Source organism: Wolbachia endosymbiont (group A) of Opomyza germinationis (genome assembly GCF_964264765.1).
Taxonomy (GTDB): Bacteria; Pseudomonadota; Alphaproteobacteria; order Rickettsiales; family Anaplasmataceae; genus Wolbachia; species Wolbachia pipientis.
Genome location: NZ_OZ183482.1, coordinates 1,234,558 through 1,252,812 on the forward strand (window position 1 = coordinate 1,234,558; position 18,255 = coordinate 1,252,812).

The 18,255-nt window shown below is 35.7% G+C and carries 12 protein-coding genes and 6 pseudogenes; 10 read left to right on the top strand and 8 right to left on the bottom strand.

The genetic code is table 11. From position 1 onward, the window contains the following. Positions 1 to 140 precede the first annotated feature (140 nt). Entirely contained in the window at positions 141 to 1,166 is a 1,026-nt protein-coding gene (locus ACFEL3_RS06155) for an extracellular solute-binding protein (RefSeq protein WP_265017988.1), read from the bottom strand. Positions 1,167 to 1,663: 497 nt separating this feature from the next. Here ACFEL3_RS06155 and ACFEL3_RS06160 point away from each other — a divergent pair. Beyond that, a pseudogene (locus tag ACFEL3_RS06160) lies at positions 1,664 to 2,207 on the top strand (DUF6444 domain-containing protein); the annotation flags it as partial. A 7-nt stretch (positions 2,208 to 2,214) separates the two neighbouring features. Here ACFEL3_RS06160 and ACFEL3_RS06165 read toward each other — a convergent pair. Further along, a pseudogene (locus tag ACFEL3_RS06165) lies at positions 2,215 to 2,622 on the bottom strand (IS4 family transposase); the annotation flags it as partial. A 216-nt stretch (positions 2,623 to 2,838) separates the two neighbouring features. On the opposite strand from ACFEL3_RS06165, the pseudogene ACFEL3_RS06170 reads away from it, so the two are divergent. Further along, positions 2,839 to 3,770 (top strand): annotated as a pseudogene (locus ACFEL3_RS06170) (IS110 family transposase). 193 nt (positions 3,771 to 3,963) lie between these two features. Here ACFEL3_RS06170 and ACFEL3_RS06175 read toward each other — a convergent pair. Then, positions 3,964 to 4,946: pseudogene (locus tag ACFEL3_RS06175) on the bottom strand (IS4 family transposase); the annotation flags it as partial. A 25-nt stretch (positions 4,947 to 4,971) separates the two neighbouring features. Further along, the gene (locus ACFEL3_RS06180; protein ID WP_179943772.1) at positions 4,972 to 5,361 is read right to left on the bottom strand and encodes a hypothetical protein; all 390 of its coding nucleotides are present in this window, start codon (positions 5,359 to 5,361) and stop codon (positions 4,972 to 4,974) included. Here ACFEL3_RS06180 and ACFEL3_RS06185 point away from each other — a divergent pair. From ACFEL3_RS06185 to ACFEL3_RS06210, 6 genes and pseudogenes are all read left to right on the top strand, one after another. Continuing rightward, positions 5,281 to 5,487 carry a transposase gene (locus tag ACFEL3_RS06185; RefSeq protein WP_233641170.1) on the top strand — a complete coding sequence of 69 codons (207 nt, stop codon included), beginning with the start codon at positions 5,281 to 5,283 and terminating at the stop codon, positions 5,485 to 5,487. The two genes, ACFEL3_RS06180 and ACFEL3_RS06185, sit on opposite strands and share 81 nt — an antisense overlap. Before the next feature lie 212 nt (positions 5,488 to 5,699). Then, positions 5,700 to 6,107, top strand: a complete 408-nt coding sequence (locus ACFEL3_RS06190) for a transposase (RefSeq protein ID WP_010962940.1) — start codon at positions 5,700 to 5,702, stop codon at positions 6,105 to 6,107. Between the two features lie 7 nt (positions 6,108 to 6,114). After that, a complete protein-coding gene (locus ACFEL3_RS06195) occupies positions 6,115 to 6,453 on the top strand; it encodes a hypothetical protein (protein ID WP_231115842.1) in 339 nt (112 codons plus the stop codon). Between the two features lie 12 nt (positions 6,454 to 6,465). Next, entirely contained in the window at positions 6,466 to 6,738 is a 273-nt protein-coding gene (rpsO, locus tag ACFEL3_RS06200; RefSeq protein ID WP_006279944.1) for a 30S ribosomal protein S15, read from the top strand. Between the two features lie 14 nt (positions 6,739 to 6,752). Beyond that, entirely contained in the window at positions 6,753 to 9,026 is a 2,274-nt protein-coding gene (gene pnp / locus ACFEL3_RS06205) for a polyribonucleotide nucleotidyltransferase (RefSeq protein ID WP_095742791.1), read from the top strand. Positions 9,027 to 9,231: 205 nt separating this feature from the next. Further along, positions 9,232 to 9,615 (top strand): annotated as a pseudogene (locus ACFEL3_RS06210) (IS66 family transposase); the annotation flags it as partial. A 28-nt stretch (positions 9,616 to 9,643) separates the two neighbouring features. On the opposite strand, the pseudogene ACFEL3_RS06215 reads toward ACFEL3_RS06210, so the two are convergent. Both ACFEL3_RS06215 and ACFEL3_RS06220 read right to left on the bottom strand, forming a co-directional pair. Continuing rightward, a pseudogene (locus tag ACFEL3_RS06215) lies at positions 9,644 to 10,495 on the bottom strand (IS630 family transposase). A gap of 89 nt (positions 10,496 to 10,584) precedes the next feature. Further along, positions 10,585 to 11,417, bottom strand: a protein-coding gene (locus ACFEL3_RS06220; RefSeq protein ID WP_265017989.1) for an IS5-like element ISWpi1 family transposase whose coding sequence is annotated in 2 segments (ribosomal slippage) — positions 10,585 to 11,048 and positions 11,048 to 11,417 — 834 coding nt in all. Because the reading frame shifts where the segments join, the coding sequence is not laid out codon by codon here. Between the two features lie 257 nt (positions 11,418 to 11,674). On the opposite strand from ACFEL3_RS06220, the gene ACFEL3_RS06225 reads away from it, so the two are divergent. Next, positions 11,675 to 12,067, top strand: coding sequence for a transposase (locus tag ACFEL3_RS06225; RefSeq protein WP_223823060.1), 393 nt, complete (start codon positions 11,675 to 11,677; stop codon positions 12,065 to 12,067). On the opposite strand, the gene ACFEL3_RS06230 is transcribed toward ACFEL3_RS06225, so the two are convergent. Together ACFEL3_RS06230 and ACFEL3_RS06235 are read right to left on the bottom strand one after the other, a co-directional pair. After that, positions 12,068 to 12,202: a hypothetical protein gene (locus ACFEL3_RS06230; protein WP_256437677.1), complete on the bottom strand. Its 135-nt coding sequence runs from the start codon at positions 12,200 to 12,202 to the stop codon at positions 12,068 to 12,070. Then, the gene (locus tag ACFEL3_RS06235) at positions 12,193 to 14,991 is read right to left on the bottom strand and encodes a WPE palindromic element domain-containing protein (RefSeq protein ID WP_182282680.1); all 2,799 of its coding nucleotides are present in this window, start codon (positions 14,989 to 14,991) and stop codon (positions 12,193 to 12,195) included. The genes ACFEL3_RS06230 and ACFEL3_RS06235 overlap by 10 nt, the downstream gene beginning before the upstream one ends. Before the next feature lie 99 nt (positions 14,992 to 15,090). Between ACFEL3_RS06235 and ACFEL3_RS06240 the strand changes: the two genes are divergently transcribed. Next, positions 15,091 to 18,189: a phosphoribosylformylglycinamidine synthase subunit PurL gene (locus ACFEL3_RS06240; protein WP_095742772.1), complete on the top strand. Its 3,099-nt coding sequence runs from the start codon at positions 15,091 to 15,093 to the stop codon at positions 18,187 to 18,189. Positions 18,190 to 18,255: the final 66 nt, after the last annotated feature.

Consider the following 18,255-nt stretch of genomic DNA (forward strand, 5'->3'; position numbering starts at 1 on the left):
TGTGCAGCAATTGTTTTGGTGAAAGAACGGAAAAAGATAGTAAAGTCAAAATTAAGTTAGAAGGAAGAAAAAGTTCAGCGAGTCAAGAGTAAGGTATATTAGCATAAATCTTTCATCCCAATGTTTAGTGGCGCTGGGGATTACTTCCACTTACACTCATCCGCTATCATAACAGCCTCAAAAAGATGCTTCTCAAGTTCACTTAGAGGCAAATCACTTTGTGAATAATTTCCCCAAGATTTTAGTATATCGGAAGTTTCAACGCCTTCAATAATAGGATATTCTTGGTTTTTTTTAGCGTATAACTCTTGAGCCTGCTTGCTTACTAAAAATTCCAATAAGACTATAGCATTTTCCCTGTTTTTTGCGTTTTTTGTTACTGCTGCACCACTGATGTTTACCATTACACCGTGATCGTTGCGATTAGGAAAAAAAGCCCCTAGCTTGTCTGCAACATTCTTTTTATTTTCTGATGAAAGAATTCTCGCAAAGTAGTAGCTGTTTACTATTGCAACATCTCCCTCACCCGCTGCTACGGCGTAAATTTGATCAGTATCACCACCACTTGGTTTTCTTGCCATATTGCTCACAATTCCGCTTACCCATTCTTTCGTCTTTTCAAAACCATTATTTGCAATCATAAAAGCAATTAACGATCTGTTATATGGACTTGTAGAAGAACGCACTAATATTTTTCCTTTCCATTTTTCATTTGCTAAATCTTCATAAGTACTTAAGTCCTTAGGGTCTACTGACTCTTTATTGTAAACCAATATCCTAGCTCTTTTTGTAAGACCAAACCAATAATCTTCACTGTCTCTAAATCTTGCAGGTATAACACTTTTTAAAACCTCTGAATCTACTTGAGATAAAAGTCCTCTTTTTTTTGCTAGAATTAAGTTGATTGCATCAGCAGTCAAAAATAAGTCAGCTTCACCACCGTTTTCCATTCGTGAAAGTAGCTGAGAATAATCATCAATGATGTAACGTACTTTAATACCTGTATTTTTCGTGAATTCATCAAACAAAGTACGTACTAATTTTTCTTTGCGCGATGAATAAACATTTACCACTTGTGAGTCATTAGTTCCGTCGTTTCTGTATAAATAAGTAATAACTATCAATATAATTGCTATTAAGGATGTGAATATAAAGGCTTTTTTCATATTGGATAAAAAATAACTTCTTTCAGTTAAAGTTACCAAGATGGTACAACTTTAGCAAGTGTAAAGTTCGTTAGATAAATCATAAAAACTTCCTTGACAAGCTTCGCCAGCCCCCTTATTATAACACTGAAGCTATTTATTTATCTTCGCAATCTCTGCAGTGGATTAATGACAAAAAACTTAATGTATTTGGCGTAAATCATGCTTAATTTTTTGCACTATGTGCACCTTATTTCTTTATAAAATTTCTAGGTTTTTACCTAATATAAGCTGAAATGCGCTATTTAAAACATTAAAAAACGCCAACTTAAAAAATGGATAGTGAATAACTAGCTACCCTAGGGTTTCTTTTGCCTTTTTTTCTGTTTAGTAAATTGTATCCGTTCAGCGGAGTGGTAGAATAAGGTAGACAAAGCAAGATAATAAAGATAATCATAGAGCAAAAGTGAGGTAATGTGGTAAACCTTTGAGAACTTTGCAAAAATTTACAGCAAAAAATAGAAAAACTGAAAGCAGAGATAGAAAACTTAAAAGCAGAAAATAAAGCTTTAAAGATAGAGAACGCTGAATTAAAGGAAAGGCTCGGTTTAAATTCAAAAAACTCATCCCTGCCCAGCTCAAAAGAGCTATACAAAATAAAAAAGGACAAGCCAAAAAGCGAAAGGAATGTTGGCGATCAGGTTGGGCATAAAGGAAATTTTCATGCCACAATGGAAGCGGATAAAGTAGTAAAAATAGAGTTGCCTAATATTTGCGAATGCGGAGGAGAGCTTGTAATATGCGAAAAACCTTATGTTCACCAAAAAGTTGATCTTCCGGAAATTAGGCCTTATGTAGTAATTGGAACATGGTCGTTGTTGGAGATGCAGAAAAAGAAAAAGTAGCAAGTTACCAGAAGGTGTTACGCCAGATACATTTGGTCCAAGGGTTAAGTCTATAATTGCAGCACTCAGCGAATTTTACAAAAACTCAAAGCGTGAAGTGGCTAGTATCATAAATGACATTTTTAATTTGAACATAAGTGTTGGCAGCATATCAAATCTTACTATTACCCACAAATATGAGGTTCGTGAGCAAGTCGCCATCCTTCTGCTAAATCAAAGAGACGTTTATATCCTTTCCAAAGAGTAATTGGTCCTGGTTTTGGGTCATTTTTTCTTGCTAAATGGCCTCCAAGTTCATGAAACAGCTTCTTTTATGTTGGGAACTACACTTGGACATGGTTTTCTGTGTATTTTAACGTATAAAACTTTCCATTCTTCTTCAGCTAATAAGGTAGTACATGGTAATGTTGGGTTAGCTCTTGCAATTGATGTAATAAAGAAGATCCTCCAAGCAATAATACTCATAACTGTTAGATATCTCATTAGTCTTTCTGCTATTCCAAGCCTACATTCTTCAACTTTGAGACCGGATTTAAAATTTTATGTAATATCTCTATTTTCCATCTAAGGCAATTGTAAGTTAAAAACGTGATATAAAAGAGATAAGAGAGAAAGATAACCCTGCTCACTAGGAATAGCGGGCGTGCGCGACCGAAAGGAAATTGGTATTACAACCGTTGGTATCAAGGTACGCTAGCCCTATCTCTCGATACGTTTGAATAGTTGCTTGGGACATATATATGCACCCGTTTACAATCTTAAATTAACTAAAACTATCGAGGTTTATTATGGTTACATCTTATCAAAATTTTATTGGCATTGACATCGGAAAATTTAAAAATATCGTTGCAATTCACAAACAGAAGAATGCTGTCGAATTTGATAATAATGCTTCTGGTTGGCAACAATTATTTCAAGAGTTTTCAGATATTCTACCTAATGCTTTAGTGACTTTAGAAAATACAGGGAAATATGAGCTTGGCTTATCACATTTTCTTACCGACAAAAATATTGCCGTGCATCGAGCTAATACTCGTAAAGTAAAAAGCTTTATTTTATCTCACGGAACTTTAGCAAAGTCTAGATGCAAGAGCTCTTGCTCAATATGGATTTGAACGCCATAGAACTATCTCTCTATTTGTACCTACCTCTACAGAACAATCAACTTTGGCTGCACTTTGTCAACGTCGTGATGATATTACGCAAATGAGAACTCAAGAAAAATGCAGACTTGAAGCACCGGAAAATGATCATATAAAAGAAAGCTGTCAAAAGACCATTGAGTTTTTCGATAGTCAAATAAACGAACTCAATGATACTATACAAAAGATTATTGATGAAAGCCGCGAATTACAACAACGCCAAAAAATTCTTAAAACAGTTCCTGGAAAAGTTATCACAAGATTTTTTGTGTTTAATGCCAGAGCTTGGTTACTTAAATAGAAAAGAAGTAGCAAGTCTTGCCGGAGTTGCACCGCATCCAAAAGAAAGTGGTAAAGCTGTTGGTTACCGAAGGATTACAGGTGGTAGAAGTAACGTTCGTTCAAAGCTCTTTACAGCCGCTATGGCTGCTACAAGGTCAAAATCTATACTTGGCGCCTTTTATTCTAAGCTTGTTGAAAGTGGTAAGAAGAAGATGGTGGCTATAACAGCCCTAATGCGTAAAATTATAGTAATTGCTAATACAAGACTTAAAGAAGCAATTAATTTGCATACTTAAAAATCTTCACAACGGTAACTGAAATTGGCTAATGAATATGTGCGTCCACACAGACTTAAAGCACATATTCATTAGCTTAAGCAGAAATTGCTGTGGTAGCTGTTTGATATAAAATTCTATTTCTATGACAAACGGGTTTTTATTGCCCATATAATTTGCAAAATTACACAAATAAAAAAATTTTTAAAAAACATAGTTGATACCAACTAATTTTTTCAACAGCTTCATCGAAAGTATTAACTGAAAGATTCGTTAATAGCATCCATTCTAGCGGTTTTTTTTAAGGGAAGGGGAGTTTTCTCAACAACATAAACTGCATAAAGTGGTAATTTAGGTAGTTCTTCCGTCTTATGCCTAATATTATTCTTAGATGGATTCATCATAAACTTTCCAAATCTAACTTCCAAACGTGCTGTTCTTTTTGGCTTATTATCTTTTACAGGAACTTCAACTTCTACCGTACCTGCACAATGAGAGGATTTAATAAATGCCCATAACTTCTGCTCACCTTTTTCAGGATATCGAGATTTTCTATTTACTGCTCTATCTCTGCATGCTCTAACTAGCACTGCCGAATTAAGATTATGTGCAAGCTCAAAAAAGTCATATATATCTGCTTCTCTATCGCATACAGTTATAGTCTCAGTTTGAGTTGGATCAATAATATTATTTGTTTTTCTTAAAGTTTCCAACCACTTTACGCTTTCTTTATCTTCAATGCGATCGCTCTTTTTTTTAAGGTTCTCAGTTTCTTCAGGTCTTGAATAAACTTTTTGATCTAGTATCCCTAGTACCAAACCTTCTATACTAACGGCAAGAGCTGTATGCATTATAATACCTTTTGCAGTATCATAACTGGACAAATTTGCTAATCCGCTTGTTTTTTTATGGTTATTATATACAATGTAACTGGTATCTTGAATGACAAGAACCCTCTTGTGAGCTTTTGTTCTCTCAACCGTCTTATTAATATGTGTAGCTAAAATATCACTTTCTTTTACATTCTCATTTTGAAAAAAACGTTATGCTGTTTTTGCTTCTGACCAACTTTCACATGCTTGATTAATCTAACTTTCAGGTAATTTTGTCAAACATATCAGCAATCTTTACTAATCGCTCAGTTAACCTTTTATCTCCAAATTCATTTTTAGCCCATTCACTACTTTTACTTGCCATTTTACACCCTCAATATTTGCAAACTTTAATATTGTAATATTTTACTTTTTAGTCCATTTATATTTGTGGGTAATAGTAAGGAATGACACCGTCTTGGATGGAAACCAGTGTCAGCTACTTTCATGACACCATCACAAGGTGAAACTGGATCCCAGTGGGCTTTGTTGCATCGCTCAAGCGAAAAGAACTGGCAGTTACTGACAAAATTCATTATAAATAGCCATTTAACTGTTGAAGAAAAAATATGCCACAAAAAATGAGAGTCAGTAACTGCCATGAATATAACAAATTTCTCCAAGAAAGAGGAAGCATTTTTTGTTATATCAATGACGCCATAGAAAATTGGTACGAGAATTGTCCAAAAATGCAGGGCGGCAACTATATTTATAGTGATAAAGTTGTGATTTTGGTGCATATAATCGTCAGTTTCTTTAGAATTGGTTTAAGACAAACAGTCGGGTTTATAAAAGGGTATTTGCAACAAATAGGAAGAGATTTGCAGCTATTCACAAGCATCAAAAGAAACTTAATATTAAGATAAATGATTGCAGAAAATAATATGGAAGATATCGAAATTGCTATAGACAGTACAGGAATTAGTATATACAACAACACACAGCAAGGAAAATAGCACTGACAGAAAATATCGTGGCTATGAGCAAACGAGAAAATTGCACGTAATGTTGAATATAAACAACAAAAAAGCCATAGCTGTAAAATACAGTAACGGCTGATCACTATGGAGCTTGTGATTTGCTAAAAGAAGTCGATTTTCAGTATGTCATAAAAGTACTATATGCAGATAGGGCATATGACAGAGAAAAGCTCTATAAGCTGTGTAATCAATATGGTATAAAAACGAAAATTCCTCCGAAAAACAACGCAGCAGAGCATCCAAAGTTAGACTATATGGCTGAGAGAAATTCTGCAGTCAAGCTCATAAAGTCATATGATGAAGATGGTATAAAGAAGTGGAAAAAAGAGATGAGTTATGGAAAAAGATCTTATATAGAAAGTTTTTTCTCGCAACTGAAACAAACATTCGGGTTTAGTTTTAGGAATAAATCTGAGACAAATAGAGAGAAGGAACTACTTGTTAAATGCTATTTGCTCAATAAGTTCACTGATATTGGTATGGCTAAATTTGAGATAGCTTCATAAATTTATTGTGCGTTACCTACTATCCGAAGAGCGATGCAACAAAGCCATCCCAGTGTCAGCTACTTGGATGACAGAGGGGGGTGGGATGACAGAAGATGATGGAGTGACAGGGAGTAATACAAAAAGTTTCGTCATCCCCATTGAATCGGCTTTAAAATCGATGTTCAAAGTTGAAATTTCCCTAGAAGATGCGGGGAAAATCAGAAAAGGTCAGGAAGTTGTATTAAATAACTTGCGTAATTTAAAGAATCATGATATTTGTTGTACGGTGGTGGGTAGTGTACCTATTGCAATCTGCAGTTTTATTTATGGTTGTGTGAAACCTATTCGTGTTTTTAATATTTAAAATGAGGTTTAGATGTCGATAACATCCGAAAAGAAAAAGAGTTTGATAAATATATATGCAATTAAAGAAGATGATACAGGCTCATCTTTTGTACAATGTGCAATTTTGACCGAGAGGATCAGTAACTTAACTGAGCATTTTAAAGTGCACAAGCATGACCATCACTCTAAGCGTGGTTTACTTATATTGATAGGTAGAAGACGCAAGCACTTAAATTATATAAAGCGTAAATTTGGTAATGAAGCCTATCAGGAATTAATAGAGAAGTTAGGCATTAGAAAATAATCGAGGAATTTAATATGTTTAAAATTATAAAAAAATCTATAGAGTGGGGTGGTCGTGCCTTATCTTTAGAAACAGGAAAAATAGCACGCCAAGCTCATGGTTCAGTAGTTGTAAATTACGGTGATACTTCTGTTTTAGTAACTGTTGTACGTAAAAAGAAGGAAGAAAGCGTTGATTTCCTACCTTTAAATGTGCAGTTTATCGCAAAAAGCTATGCCATGGGTAAGATCCCTGGCGGGTTTTTTAAAAGAGAAGGCAAGCCATCTGATAGAGAAACTTTAATCTCAAGAGTAATAGATAGAAGTATAAGACCACTATTCCCAGAAGGATTTCATGATGAAATTAGTGTGGTGTGCAATCTATTAACTTATGATACAGTCAATCCTCCTGAAGTGCCAGCATTGATTGGTGCTGTTGCAGCTCTTGCAATTTCTGGTGTTCCCTTTCACTTTACTATAGCTGGAGTGATGGTTGGTTGTGATGAAAATAATAACTATATACTCAACCCTTCTGTTCAAGAGATGAAAGCAAGCAGCTTGGATCTGTTTTTGTCTGGTGATGAAAATTCAATTTTAATGGTTGAATCAGAAGTGAAAGAGCTCTCTGAAGAAAATGTTTTTAATGCAATAAAATTTGGCCATGAACACCTTAAGCCTGTCATTAAGCTCATAAAAGAGTTTGCTGATACAATTGGCAATAAACCTGAGAGCTTTGCCCCTATTGATGCATCAGATATAACACAAGAGCTCGAAAAATACGGTAAAGATTTTGAAAAAGCATATTCGCAAACAGTAAAACAAGAGCGAGTTCAAGCTCTAGAAGCGATCAGAGAGAATATATTGAATACTCTTAAAGAAACTGGAAAAGACGAAAAGTTAATTACGTATGCAGTAAAAAACTTTGAAAGATCTTTAGTACGTGAAATAATTAGGAAGAAAAGTGTAAGGATAGACGGTCGTAAGCATGATGAGATACGTCAGATAGAAGTTGAAGTTGATATTCTGTCCAAAACTCACGGTTCTGCACTATTTACAAGAGGCAATACTCAGGCACTGGTTGTTACTGCTCTTGGCACCACTCAAGATGAGCAAATTGTGGATGATATTGAAGGGGATAGACGTGAGCATTTCATGTTGCATTATAACTTTCCCTCATTTGCTGTTGGAGAAACTTCTGCTGCGCGTGCACCAGGAAGAAGAGAAATCGGTCATGGCAAACTTGCTTGGAAAGCAATTCATCCTGTTTTACCCGATAAGTCTGAATTTCCTTATACAATAAGAGTAGTGTCCGAAATTTTGGAGTCTGATGGTTCTTCTTCTATGGCAACAGTTTGTGGGACTTCTCTTGCTTTAATGGATACGGGTGTGCCAATAAAGGCCCCTGTTGCTGGAATTGCTATGGGTCTCATCAAAGATAAAGACGAGTATGTAATACTTTCCGATATACTTGGTGATGAAGATTATCTTGGTGATATGGACTTTAAAGTAGCAGGAACTAGTGAAGGGGTTACGGCGCTACAAATGGACATGAAAATTTCTGGTATAAGCTTTGAAATTGTTGAAAAATCTTTAGAACAGGCAAAAGCTGGAAGATTACATATTTTAGAAAAAATGAATGCAGTGATTTCAGAACACAGTGATGATGTCAAAGACCATGCACCAAGGATGTTATCATTTTACATAGATAAAGACAAAATTTCTGCTGCTATAGGTTCTAAGGGGAAAAATATACGCAGTGTGTGTGAAAGAAGTAATGCAAAAATTGAAATAGGAGATGATGGTAAAGTTTCTGTTTTTGCTACGAGTGGCACTGAAGCTGAAATTGCAAAGAGTATGATGATTGATTCAATAACAGAACTAGAACAAGGTTCTATAGTTGATGTCAAGGTTGTAAGAATAGAGAAGTCTATTGTAGAGCTTGAATTTCTTAATGGCAGAAAAGGAAAAATGCACATAAGTGAAGTAGCTAATGAACATATAGATTCTATAGAGAGCGTACTTAAACAAGATGATACTTTCAAAGCACTAGTAATTGACTTCGAAAAAGGTGGGTGTCCAAAGTTGTCAAGACGTCGGGTTGATCAAGAGACGGGAGAGTTTTTTGAAGGTGAGCTTTACAACGAGGAAAGGAAAGATGGTCCAAATGACAGGGATAATTATTACAATAATTCATTTAGTAGAAAACCTGGAGGAAGTCACCATAAGAGGCCTCCTCGTCCTCGTTCTGGTTTCAGCAACAGAAATAGGCCGAAATTTGGTAATAATGATTCATCATCAGGTTTTTATTAAGAGTAAACTTCTTGCGTTACCTCTCGTCATTCCAGTGCTTAACACTGGAATGACACCCTTTCTGGTGAAGGTTGTTCTCAAATCACAATGTTAGTACAATTGTGGTGTTAGCTATAGCTAACCCAAGGTATCCGTTCAGCGGAGTGGTAGAATAAGGTAGACAAAGTGATCTAAAAAGATAATCATAGAGCAAAAGTGAGGTAATGTGGTAAACCTTTTAGAACTTTGCAAAAATTTACAGCAAAAAATAGAAAAACTGAAAGCAGAGATAGAAAACTTAAAAGCAGAAAATAAAGCTTTAAAGATAGAGAACGCTGAATTAAAGGAAAGGCTTGGTTTAAACTCGAAAAATTCATCTCTACCGAGCTCTAAAGAATTGTACAAAACAAAAAAGGACAAGCCAAAAAGCGAAAGGAATGTTGGCGATCAGGTTGGGCATAAAGGAAATTTTCATGCTACAATGGAAGCGGATAAAGTAGTAAAAATAGAGTTGCCTAATATTTGCGAATGCGGAGGAGAGCTTGTAATATGCGAAAAACCTTATGTTCACCAAAAAGTTGATCTTCCGGAAATTAGGCCTTATGTAGTATAGCATTTCTCATAATAGTCCGAACAGGTCATAGGAAGGCAGAATCAACAGCACGACGAAAGGATTCGAATAGAGGAATGTTTTTCCTGGCTCTGTTTTTTATAGCAAACCAATGATGCTCAATTTTGTTGAAATCTGGAGAATAAGGCGGCAGATACAAAATTTCTGCACCAACCCCTTTAGCAAGCTCGATAATCTTATCAGACTTATGAAAAGTAGCATTGTCAAGAATGACAGTCTGTCCAGGTTCCAAGATCGGTGTCAAAAATTGCTCAAACCATCCATTAAAAACATCCATATTACAGTGGCCTTCAAAGGTTAACGGAACAACTATCTTTCTTCCACTTAAGGCTGCAACCATACTGATTCGTTGAGTTTTCTTTCCAGATTTTAAGGCATAAAACCGCTGTCCTTTCTGGCAATATCCGTAGTTCGGTGTTATCAATGCCAGACTCATCTATATACACTAAGTTTTTAGGTTCTTTTGTCGCTATAATTTTCAAAAATTCAGCACGTTTTTCTTCGTTTCTTTCCTTGTATCCATATGTCTTTTTTTGCGCGTAAATCCAATTTTTTTAAGGGCTCGATAGATCGTTTGGATACTAACGTTGTTCCAAAGTTTAGCCATTTCCGATAGAGTCTTTCCTCCGTGTTCTCTGGCAAATTTGGCAAAGGTATCCCAGTCGGTAATTTTGTGATTGTAACCCCCATTTCCAAGTTTTTTTGATTGAAAGTCTCCTGTTTCTTTTCTTCTTTGCTGCCACTCCCATAAAGTAGTTCGTCCAATCTTAAATCTTGCTGCCACTGTTTCTCTGCTTTCTCCTTCGTCTAGCGCTTCCATTGCTTTTTTTCTTAAATCATAACTATATGCTGCTGGCATTCAACCTCCTTATCATCATCTACCCTTATCCTATCACATCCGGACTTTTATGGAAAGAGCTATAAGAGGTTGTCCGGAAACTAGTAAATTCAAGCATATTCCCTCTTTAACATAACCCTACTCATAGCTAGGTATATGAAATTCTCAGTGGATGTTGTGAGTAAATCATACTCCTTCGATAGCCTTCTATTCCTATTAACCCAAGCAAAAGTCCTTTCTACAACCCATCTTCTTGGCTGTACTTTAAACCCTTGTTCTCTTGTTGGTAGTAGCTCAGGTGGCGTATCTTTGTGCACCCAAAATCTACATGGAGGCCTTTTAACAATTTCAATATCTATGTCATATTCTTCCTTTATGTGATTCTTTAAATTTCTTCCTTGGTATCCCATGTCAGCCCACATTTTTTTAACTTTAGTATATTTTGTTCTCATATTGTTTAATGCTATTTTAATACCATCTCTATCATTTTCGTTAGCAGCGCCTACGTAACAACCTAGTATAAAACCCTGAGTGTCTGTAATTATATGCCTTTTTCTACCCTTTACTTTTTTACTTCCATCATAGCCTTTGATTCCCCCTTTTCTGTAGTCTTTACAGATTGACTATCTACTATACAGGCACTCGGCTGCTCATTCCTTCCTATTTTTCTTCTACTATATTTTGTAATTTCATAATTCATTTTCTCAAAAATTCCCTGCTTCTTCCATTGCCTGAACTGCTCATACACAGTCTTCCATAGCGGAAAATCATTTGGTAAATACCGCCATTGACACCCTGTACGCAATACATAGAAAATTGCTTCTAATATTTCTTTTTTGCTATACTTTGGCAGCCTTCCTCCTTTCTTGTATGATACTCTGAAGTGTTTTTCTATTCTTGCCCATTCCCTTTCGCTTAGATCTGTTGGATACTTTTTTCTCATCTTTACCCCGTACTAAAATTTCAGATATTATAGCCTTTTACTTGTTTCCGGACAACCTCTAATATGGAAGATATCGAAATTGCTATAGACAGTACAGGAATTAGTATATACAACAACACTCCTGAAGGAAAATAGCACTGACAGAAAATATCGTGGCTATGAGCAAACGAGAAAATTGCACGTAATGTTGAATATAAACAACAAAAAAGCCATAGCTGTAAAATACAGTAACGGCTGATCACTATGGAGCTTGTGATTTGCTAAAAGAAGTTGATTTTCAGCATGCCATAAAAGCACTATATGCAGATAGAGCATGTGATAGGCACAAGTTTTATAAGTTGTGTAACGAATATGATATAAAGACAAAAATTCCACCAATAAACAATGCGGCAGAACATCCAGAAATAGATTATATGTCTGACAGGAATGCTGCTATTAGGTTAATAAAATTATACGGTGAAGATGGCATGAAAGAATGGAAAAAAGAAGTAAATTATGGGAAAAGATCTTATATTGAAGGGTTTTTCTCAAGATTAAAGCAAATATTCGGATTTAGTTTTAGGAATAAATCTGAGATAAATCGAGAAAAAGAACTAAATGCTATTTGCTTAATAAATTCACTGATATTGGTATGGCTAAATTTGAGATAGTTACATGAATTTACCATAAATCACCATCTCATAAAGTGTGATGCAACAAAGCCATCCCAGTGTCTGGGCACTGGGATGACACCCTTTTGGATGGAAACCAGTGTCAGGTACTCGGATGACACCATTTACAACCACTCTCCTACCCTTTCTAGCTGTTTATAGCTGTTAAATCTCAGGAATTTATCAAAATATGGAGAGGCAATAAAGGGTGTGGAATTACTTAAATAGTTAGATAAAAAACCAGGCAGATCATTTTTTAATTCTTGCATTTTGTATCTATAATTTTGTATAGAAATAACTTTTATTTTATCATAATCAAGTTTCCAATAAGCAAGTTCTGAGACTTCTCTTTTTGTTATATGTTCTACCGCTAAGGCTTGTAAAATTAATTGCGGAAAAAATCCCGACATTACTTCTTCATTGGAAGGTGGTGTACCAAGCTTATAGTCTATAATTGCCACTTGCCCACTTGGTAGATACTCAACTCTATCACATCTTGCTATCAGTGAAATTTCTTGTGGCTTATTTGTCATCCAAGCAGTTTCATACTGATCACAAGAACCAGTGTCACGCGCTGGAATATGAAATATCGGACAGGAAAAGTTCTTTTCCAACTCAACATAATTGCTTCGAGTTTCATCAAATTCGACAAAAGATTGAATTATCTTTTGTAGTCTTACCCACCACATATTTGAAAAATTAAACTGACTAGTCGAGAATGCTTCTCGTGCAATGCTCATTGGAGATTTTTTGTTGCGTAAATATCTTGCAAGAATGTTGTGTACCATAGTGCCAAATTCCAATATCGATGGCTTGAAATTCAAGTCTCTTAATTGTTTAAGACCCAGTATATATTCAACGTAAAATGAATAAGGATTACGAATTAGCTTTTCTATTGCACTGCAAGACATCACCTGCATTTTTTCTTTTCTAACTTCGGTTTGAGGTTTTGGCATAGGCTGAGTACATGGAACAGTACATTCAGGCGTATTTAATATCCTTAGCCAATCACGATACGGCTGCTTCCCCTCCTTGAGTAGAATTTCCAAACGCTGCAATAGAATTGGCTTTCTATGGCTTAGCGATCTTGTAATATAAACCTTACTTGCACAAAACAAATTGTGTAAAGTATAAAAAAAATACCCCTGCTCTTCTTGTGCAGAAGGAAGATTAAATTTTTCTCTCGTAAGTGCATTCAAAAGCGGACTTTGAAAGCTTGGCGCTTCATTAAATCCAGCAAGTATTACAACTTTGTTGTGATATAAGCTGAATTTATTCAAGTCACTTGCTACAAAGAAAAACTCTTTCTCTAAAAATAAGGTCAGAATTTGGCTATATAACTCTAAGGAGCATTTAATTCCTACACCCTCACATGCATTTGAGAAATTACAGGTAAAATTACCTATTTCACTATTTAGCTCTGAAAAATTTATACCAGATAATATATTAATACACTGCAAATGAGTTGCTACCACATCGAAAATAGAGCAATTTATAGAACGAAGTAAAGGATTAAATATAACCTCTAACTTACTGATAATAAGTAATATATCTTCTTTGTATTTTAGCTTTTTATGGGCATTGATAGCATTTATAATATCGCTCAGACCATTTGTACTAAAGTTGCGTAATATCTCTATTTCAAATTCAGATAAAATCCGAGTGTACTCTTCTTGAGTGTAACCAAAAGTCACTAGCCTATGTTTAAGGAGCGAAAGTAATGACACACTGCTCCAATTTGAGGTCAAAACTTCGATACTATAAAGCAGAAGCGTTATATAAGGGTAATTTTCCGGTATGGCACTGTGTTGCCTTGATAAACATGCTATACGAGCTGCAAGTAATTTATCAAAGACGACCAAAGAAATGTTTTCATAACCTTCATTTTCTATAATTAATGATGTCACTTGTGCTTCTTCCTCTCTGGAATCACAAGTGATGACTTCAATATTGCCAACATGTCCACTACTAACTTTGCTTAGATCGGCAGTTGTATCAAAGACGTAATCTAGATATTCCTCAGGACTTCCTGTTATCCCAGCCCTTTCTTCTGTCATCCAAGTAGCTGACACTGGGATCCAGTTTTCATTATACAGCCACCTGGTGCGCTCATTTAAAGTTAAGTTTTCTGGATCCCAGTGTCTGGGCACTGGAGAACACGCTTCTGGCAGAAAACTCACATCCCTTCTATCCACTTTTAAATAATCGAGCAGATCTTTCAGGCAATATTGATAATGTTTTTTATCAAGCGATTTCCAGTCTTTCTCTTTAATTTTCAAATTCAAGTTAGGCAAAATTATTTTTCCAAATGGCAGATCATATATAGCCCTAATTAACGACTTATCCTTTCCAATTCCAACAAAGATTATATATTGGTCTTTTTGTAAAGAGATTATCATATTGTTTATGTAATCACTCTTATGTTTTAATATATCTACTACTTCTAAATCTTTTAAAGTTTTACTCCAAGTCTCAGTGAGTAAGCTTATGAAATTCTCTATTTTTTTTGAATGTTCATCAAATTGATAACAATCCGTTGTTTGGGTAGATTGAATTTTATCAAGCAGTGATGGCAGGCTATAAGCTAAATCAATTGGAAAATTATCATTATTTTTTCTATTCCACTCCAATATGAATTGAATGAGTAGCAGTGTCCTTTTTGTTGGCTTGATAACTTTAACCCTATCAAGATTTAATATTAAATCTTCCTCATCAATATTCTCTAGCGAAACTATCTCTGGCAAAATTATGCATTTTTTAGCGTTATGATTCTTGAATGCACTCAGCAGCGCTATCACATCCCTCTTGCAAGGAAGTATGATTTTTACTTCAGGAATTTTTTCTCTTTCATATTCAGAAAATATGTGCTGAACCAGCACATCAAAAAGAGATTCATCCACATTAACGGTAAAAACTCTTCCCACTAACAGTAACAATTAATACAATATTTTATTGTATAGAAATTATTCAAAATATAAACGTGCTTGTATGCTATTATATATTAAAATTTTTTATAACATTACATGGCAAACATTAGAATAGAAGTTTTAAATAAATGCGAGCAAATTGGCTGCAGATGGTTAGTCAACGTTTACTCGATTTACATACGCAAAGAATTACCATCCAAATTATATGAAGAAATTTGCGGGCTATTTTATAATAAAGTCATACAAGACTGCCGTTATTATTCCTACAATGAAAACCTTGAAGAAGTTCCGTATGATTTCATAGAACCACAAGCAAAGTGGGGCTTGGAAATAAGCTTCCTACCTGGCATGACCGATAATGTAGGCAACACAGTGAAACAAATTGTTAGAGAGTATTTAATAAGCAAAGGCTATATCGACCAGCCTGTCATCCCAGCCCCTTCTTTTGTCATCCCAGTGCTTGACACTGGGATCCAGAAAGAGAAAACGCAGATTCCAGCGTCACGCGCTGGAATGACACCAATTGAGATCAAAGCAAGAAGTTCAAAATTGATTCTAAGTCAAGGAGATTTACCAACCGAAGATGATATAAAACAAGAGTTCAACCCCATCACTGAGTATTGCACACTTATCTGTAAAGAAAATAATAACTATAGCTGGAAATATTATGGTAAATATAAGTCATTAAATACCCACTCCGGTGTCATTCCAGCGCGTGACCAGGAAAAAAAAGAATGGATCCCAGTGTCAAGCACTGGGATGACAGAAAAAAAGGCTGGGATGACAAAAGAGAGCACTGGAGTGATATCAAGTAGTAATGGGGCTAAATCTGTTGATTTAAATGTAAGTGACCAAGAACTTGAGAAAATCAGCAGAGATGGAATCGATGGTAATGGCACTTTAGGGCTCTCGCTGGCAGCAATGAAAGCTATAAAGGATTACTTTAAAAAACTTGGTAGAAATCCATATGATATTGAACTTGAGTCTCTGGCACAGACTTGGTCTGAACATTGTAAACACAATATTTTTTGCTCCCCTATTGATGAAATAAAAGACGGTCTATATGCTCATTATATTAAGCGTGCAACGCGTGAGATAAATTCTGACATATGCGTGTCAGTTTTCTCCGACAACGCAGGAGGAATAATTTTTGATGACGATTACTTGATTGTAGATAAAGTTGAAACTCACAATAGCCCTTCAGCTCTTGATCCATTTGGTGGAGCAATGACCGGAGTGCTTGGAGTTAATCGCGATATAGTGGGTTTCGGGAAAGGCGCAGAGCCTATAATGAATACCTATTACTTTTGCTTTGCCAAAGAAGCAAAAGGCAAATTTTATAGGGATAAAGAGCGCACTGATGAGATCTTACCGCCAAAATATATAATGAAAGAAGTGATTCACGGTGTTAATGTTGCTGGTAATTGCTCTGGTATTCCAACACAACTTGGATCGGTATATTTCGACGATAGATTTTGTGGCAAGCCATTAGTTTTTGTCGGAAGCATTGGAATTATTCCACGCAATATAAATAATGCACCTTCACACATTAAAGGACCAAAAAATGGCGATAAGATTGTAATTATTGGCGGAAGAGTTGGAAGAGATGGAATTCACGGTGCAACGTTCTCTTCAGAGGCTTTATCGGGAAATAGCCCTTCAACAATTGTGCAAATTGGTGACCCTATAACACAAAAAAAATTATCCAATGCCGTCATAAAAGCAAGAGATCTTGATCTTTATAATGCAATAACGGATAACGGAGCAGGTGGGCTGTCGTCGTCTATTGGTGAAATGGGAAAAGACGGATTTGAAGTTGATTTGAGCAAGGTTCTCCTTAAAAACGATGGTATGGCTCAGTGGGAAATATGGATATCAGAATCACAAGAGAGAATGACCTTAGCAGTGCCAGAAGAAAATCTCCCTATGTTTAAGCAAATCATGAAAAAACATGATGTGGAGGTTTGTGTGATTGGAGAGTTTAATGAGAGTGGTAAAGCTGTTGTTAAATGTCCTGAAGGGACAGTAATAATGGACATCGAAACTGAATTTCTGCATGATGGTAATCCCAAAGTGCATTTACAGACGAAACCGTGGTCTAAGGGGCTTCCAGCGCTATGCGCTGGAATGACAACAAGTTCGCCTTCTTTAGCAATTGAACTAAAAGAAATGCTGAGCAGACCAAACATTTGCAGCAAAGAGTTCATAGTGGTGCAATATGACCATGAGGTTCAAGGGTCGTCAGTGCTGAAACCACTGCAGGGCAAGGGAAGAGTGTGCAGTGAAGCTATTGTTTCAAGGCCAATCCTTTCTTCAAATAAAGGTGTTGTAAAATCGCAAGGATTTGGCTCAAGTTATGGAGAAATTGACACCTACCACATGGCAGCATGTGCAATTGACACCGCGATACGCAACTATGTAGCCGCAGGAGGAAATATAAATCATCTAGCGTTGCTCGACAATTTTTGTTGGTGTGATGCTTATAATCCAGAAAGGTTGTGGCAACTAAAGAAAGCTGCAGAGGCTTGTTACGACTTCGCAACTGCATTTAAAACACCATTCATATCCGGAAAAGACAGTATGTTCAATGACTTCAAGGGATATGATGAAAATGGCGAGAAAGTGATAATCTCTGCACCACCTTCATTACTCATCTCAGCAATTGGAATTATAGAAAATATTGAAAATGCGGTATCGCTTGATGTAAAAATGCCAGGGGACTTGATATATGTGCTTGGAGAAACACTTGATGAACTTGGTAGATCTGAATATCAGTTATATAGTGGAATAGGTAATAACAACGTACCAAAAGTTGATGCAAAGAGCGCTAGGAAGTTGTATGAGCGTTACAACCAGGCAATAAAAGATGGCATAATTGCCTCTGCAATTGCACCAAACTTAGGCGGATTAGTTATTGCTCTGGCAAAATCGCTAATTGCAGGAGACCTTGGTGCTGAAATCGATCTTTCACTAGTGCCAATAGGAAAAATACAAAATACAGACATAATAAACAAGATAATAATGTTTTCTGAATCGCAAAGTAGAATTTTGGTTACTATTGCACCACAAAATCAGAAGAGGTTTGAAGAATTGTTTGAAGGTGCAGTTTATTCATGTATTGGCAAAGTAACAGAGAAAAAGGTGCTAAACATAAAGGATGTTTTAAAAGTAGATCTGAAAGATGTGGCATGCTAATATAAAATATTTTTCTTATTATGCTAAATAACTCTTTTACTATATGTAATGTTTATTTAGAATGAA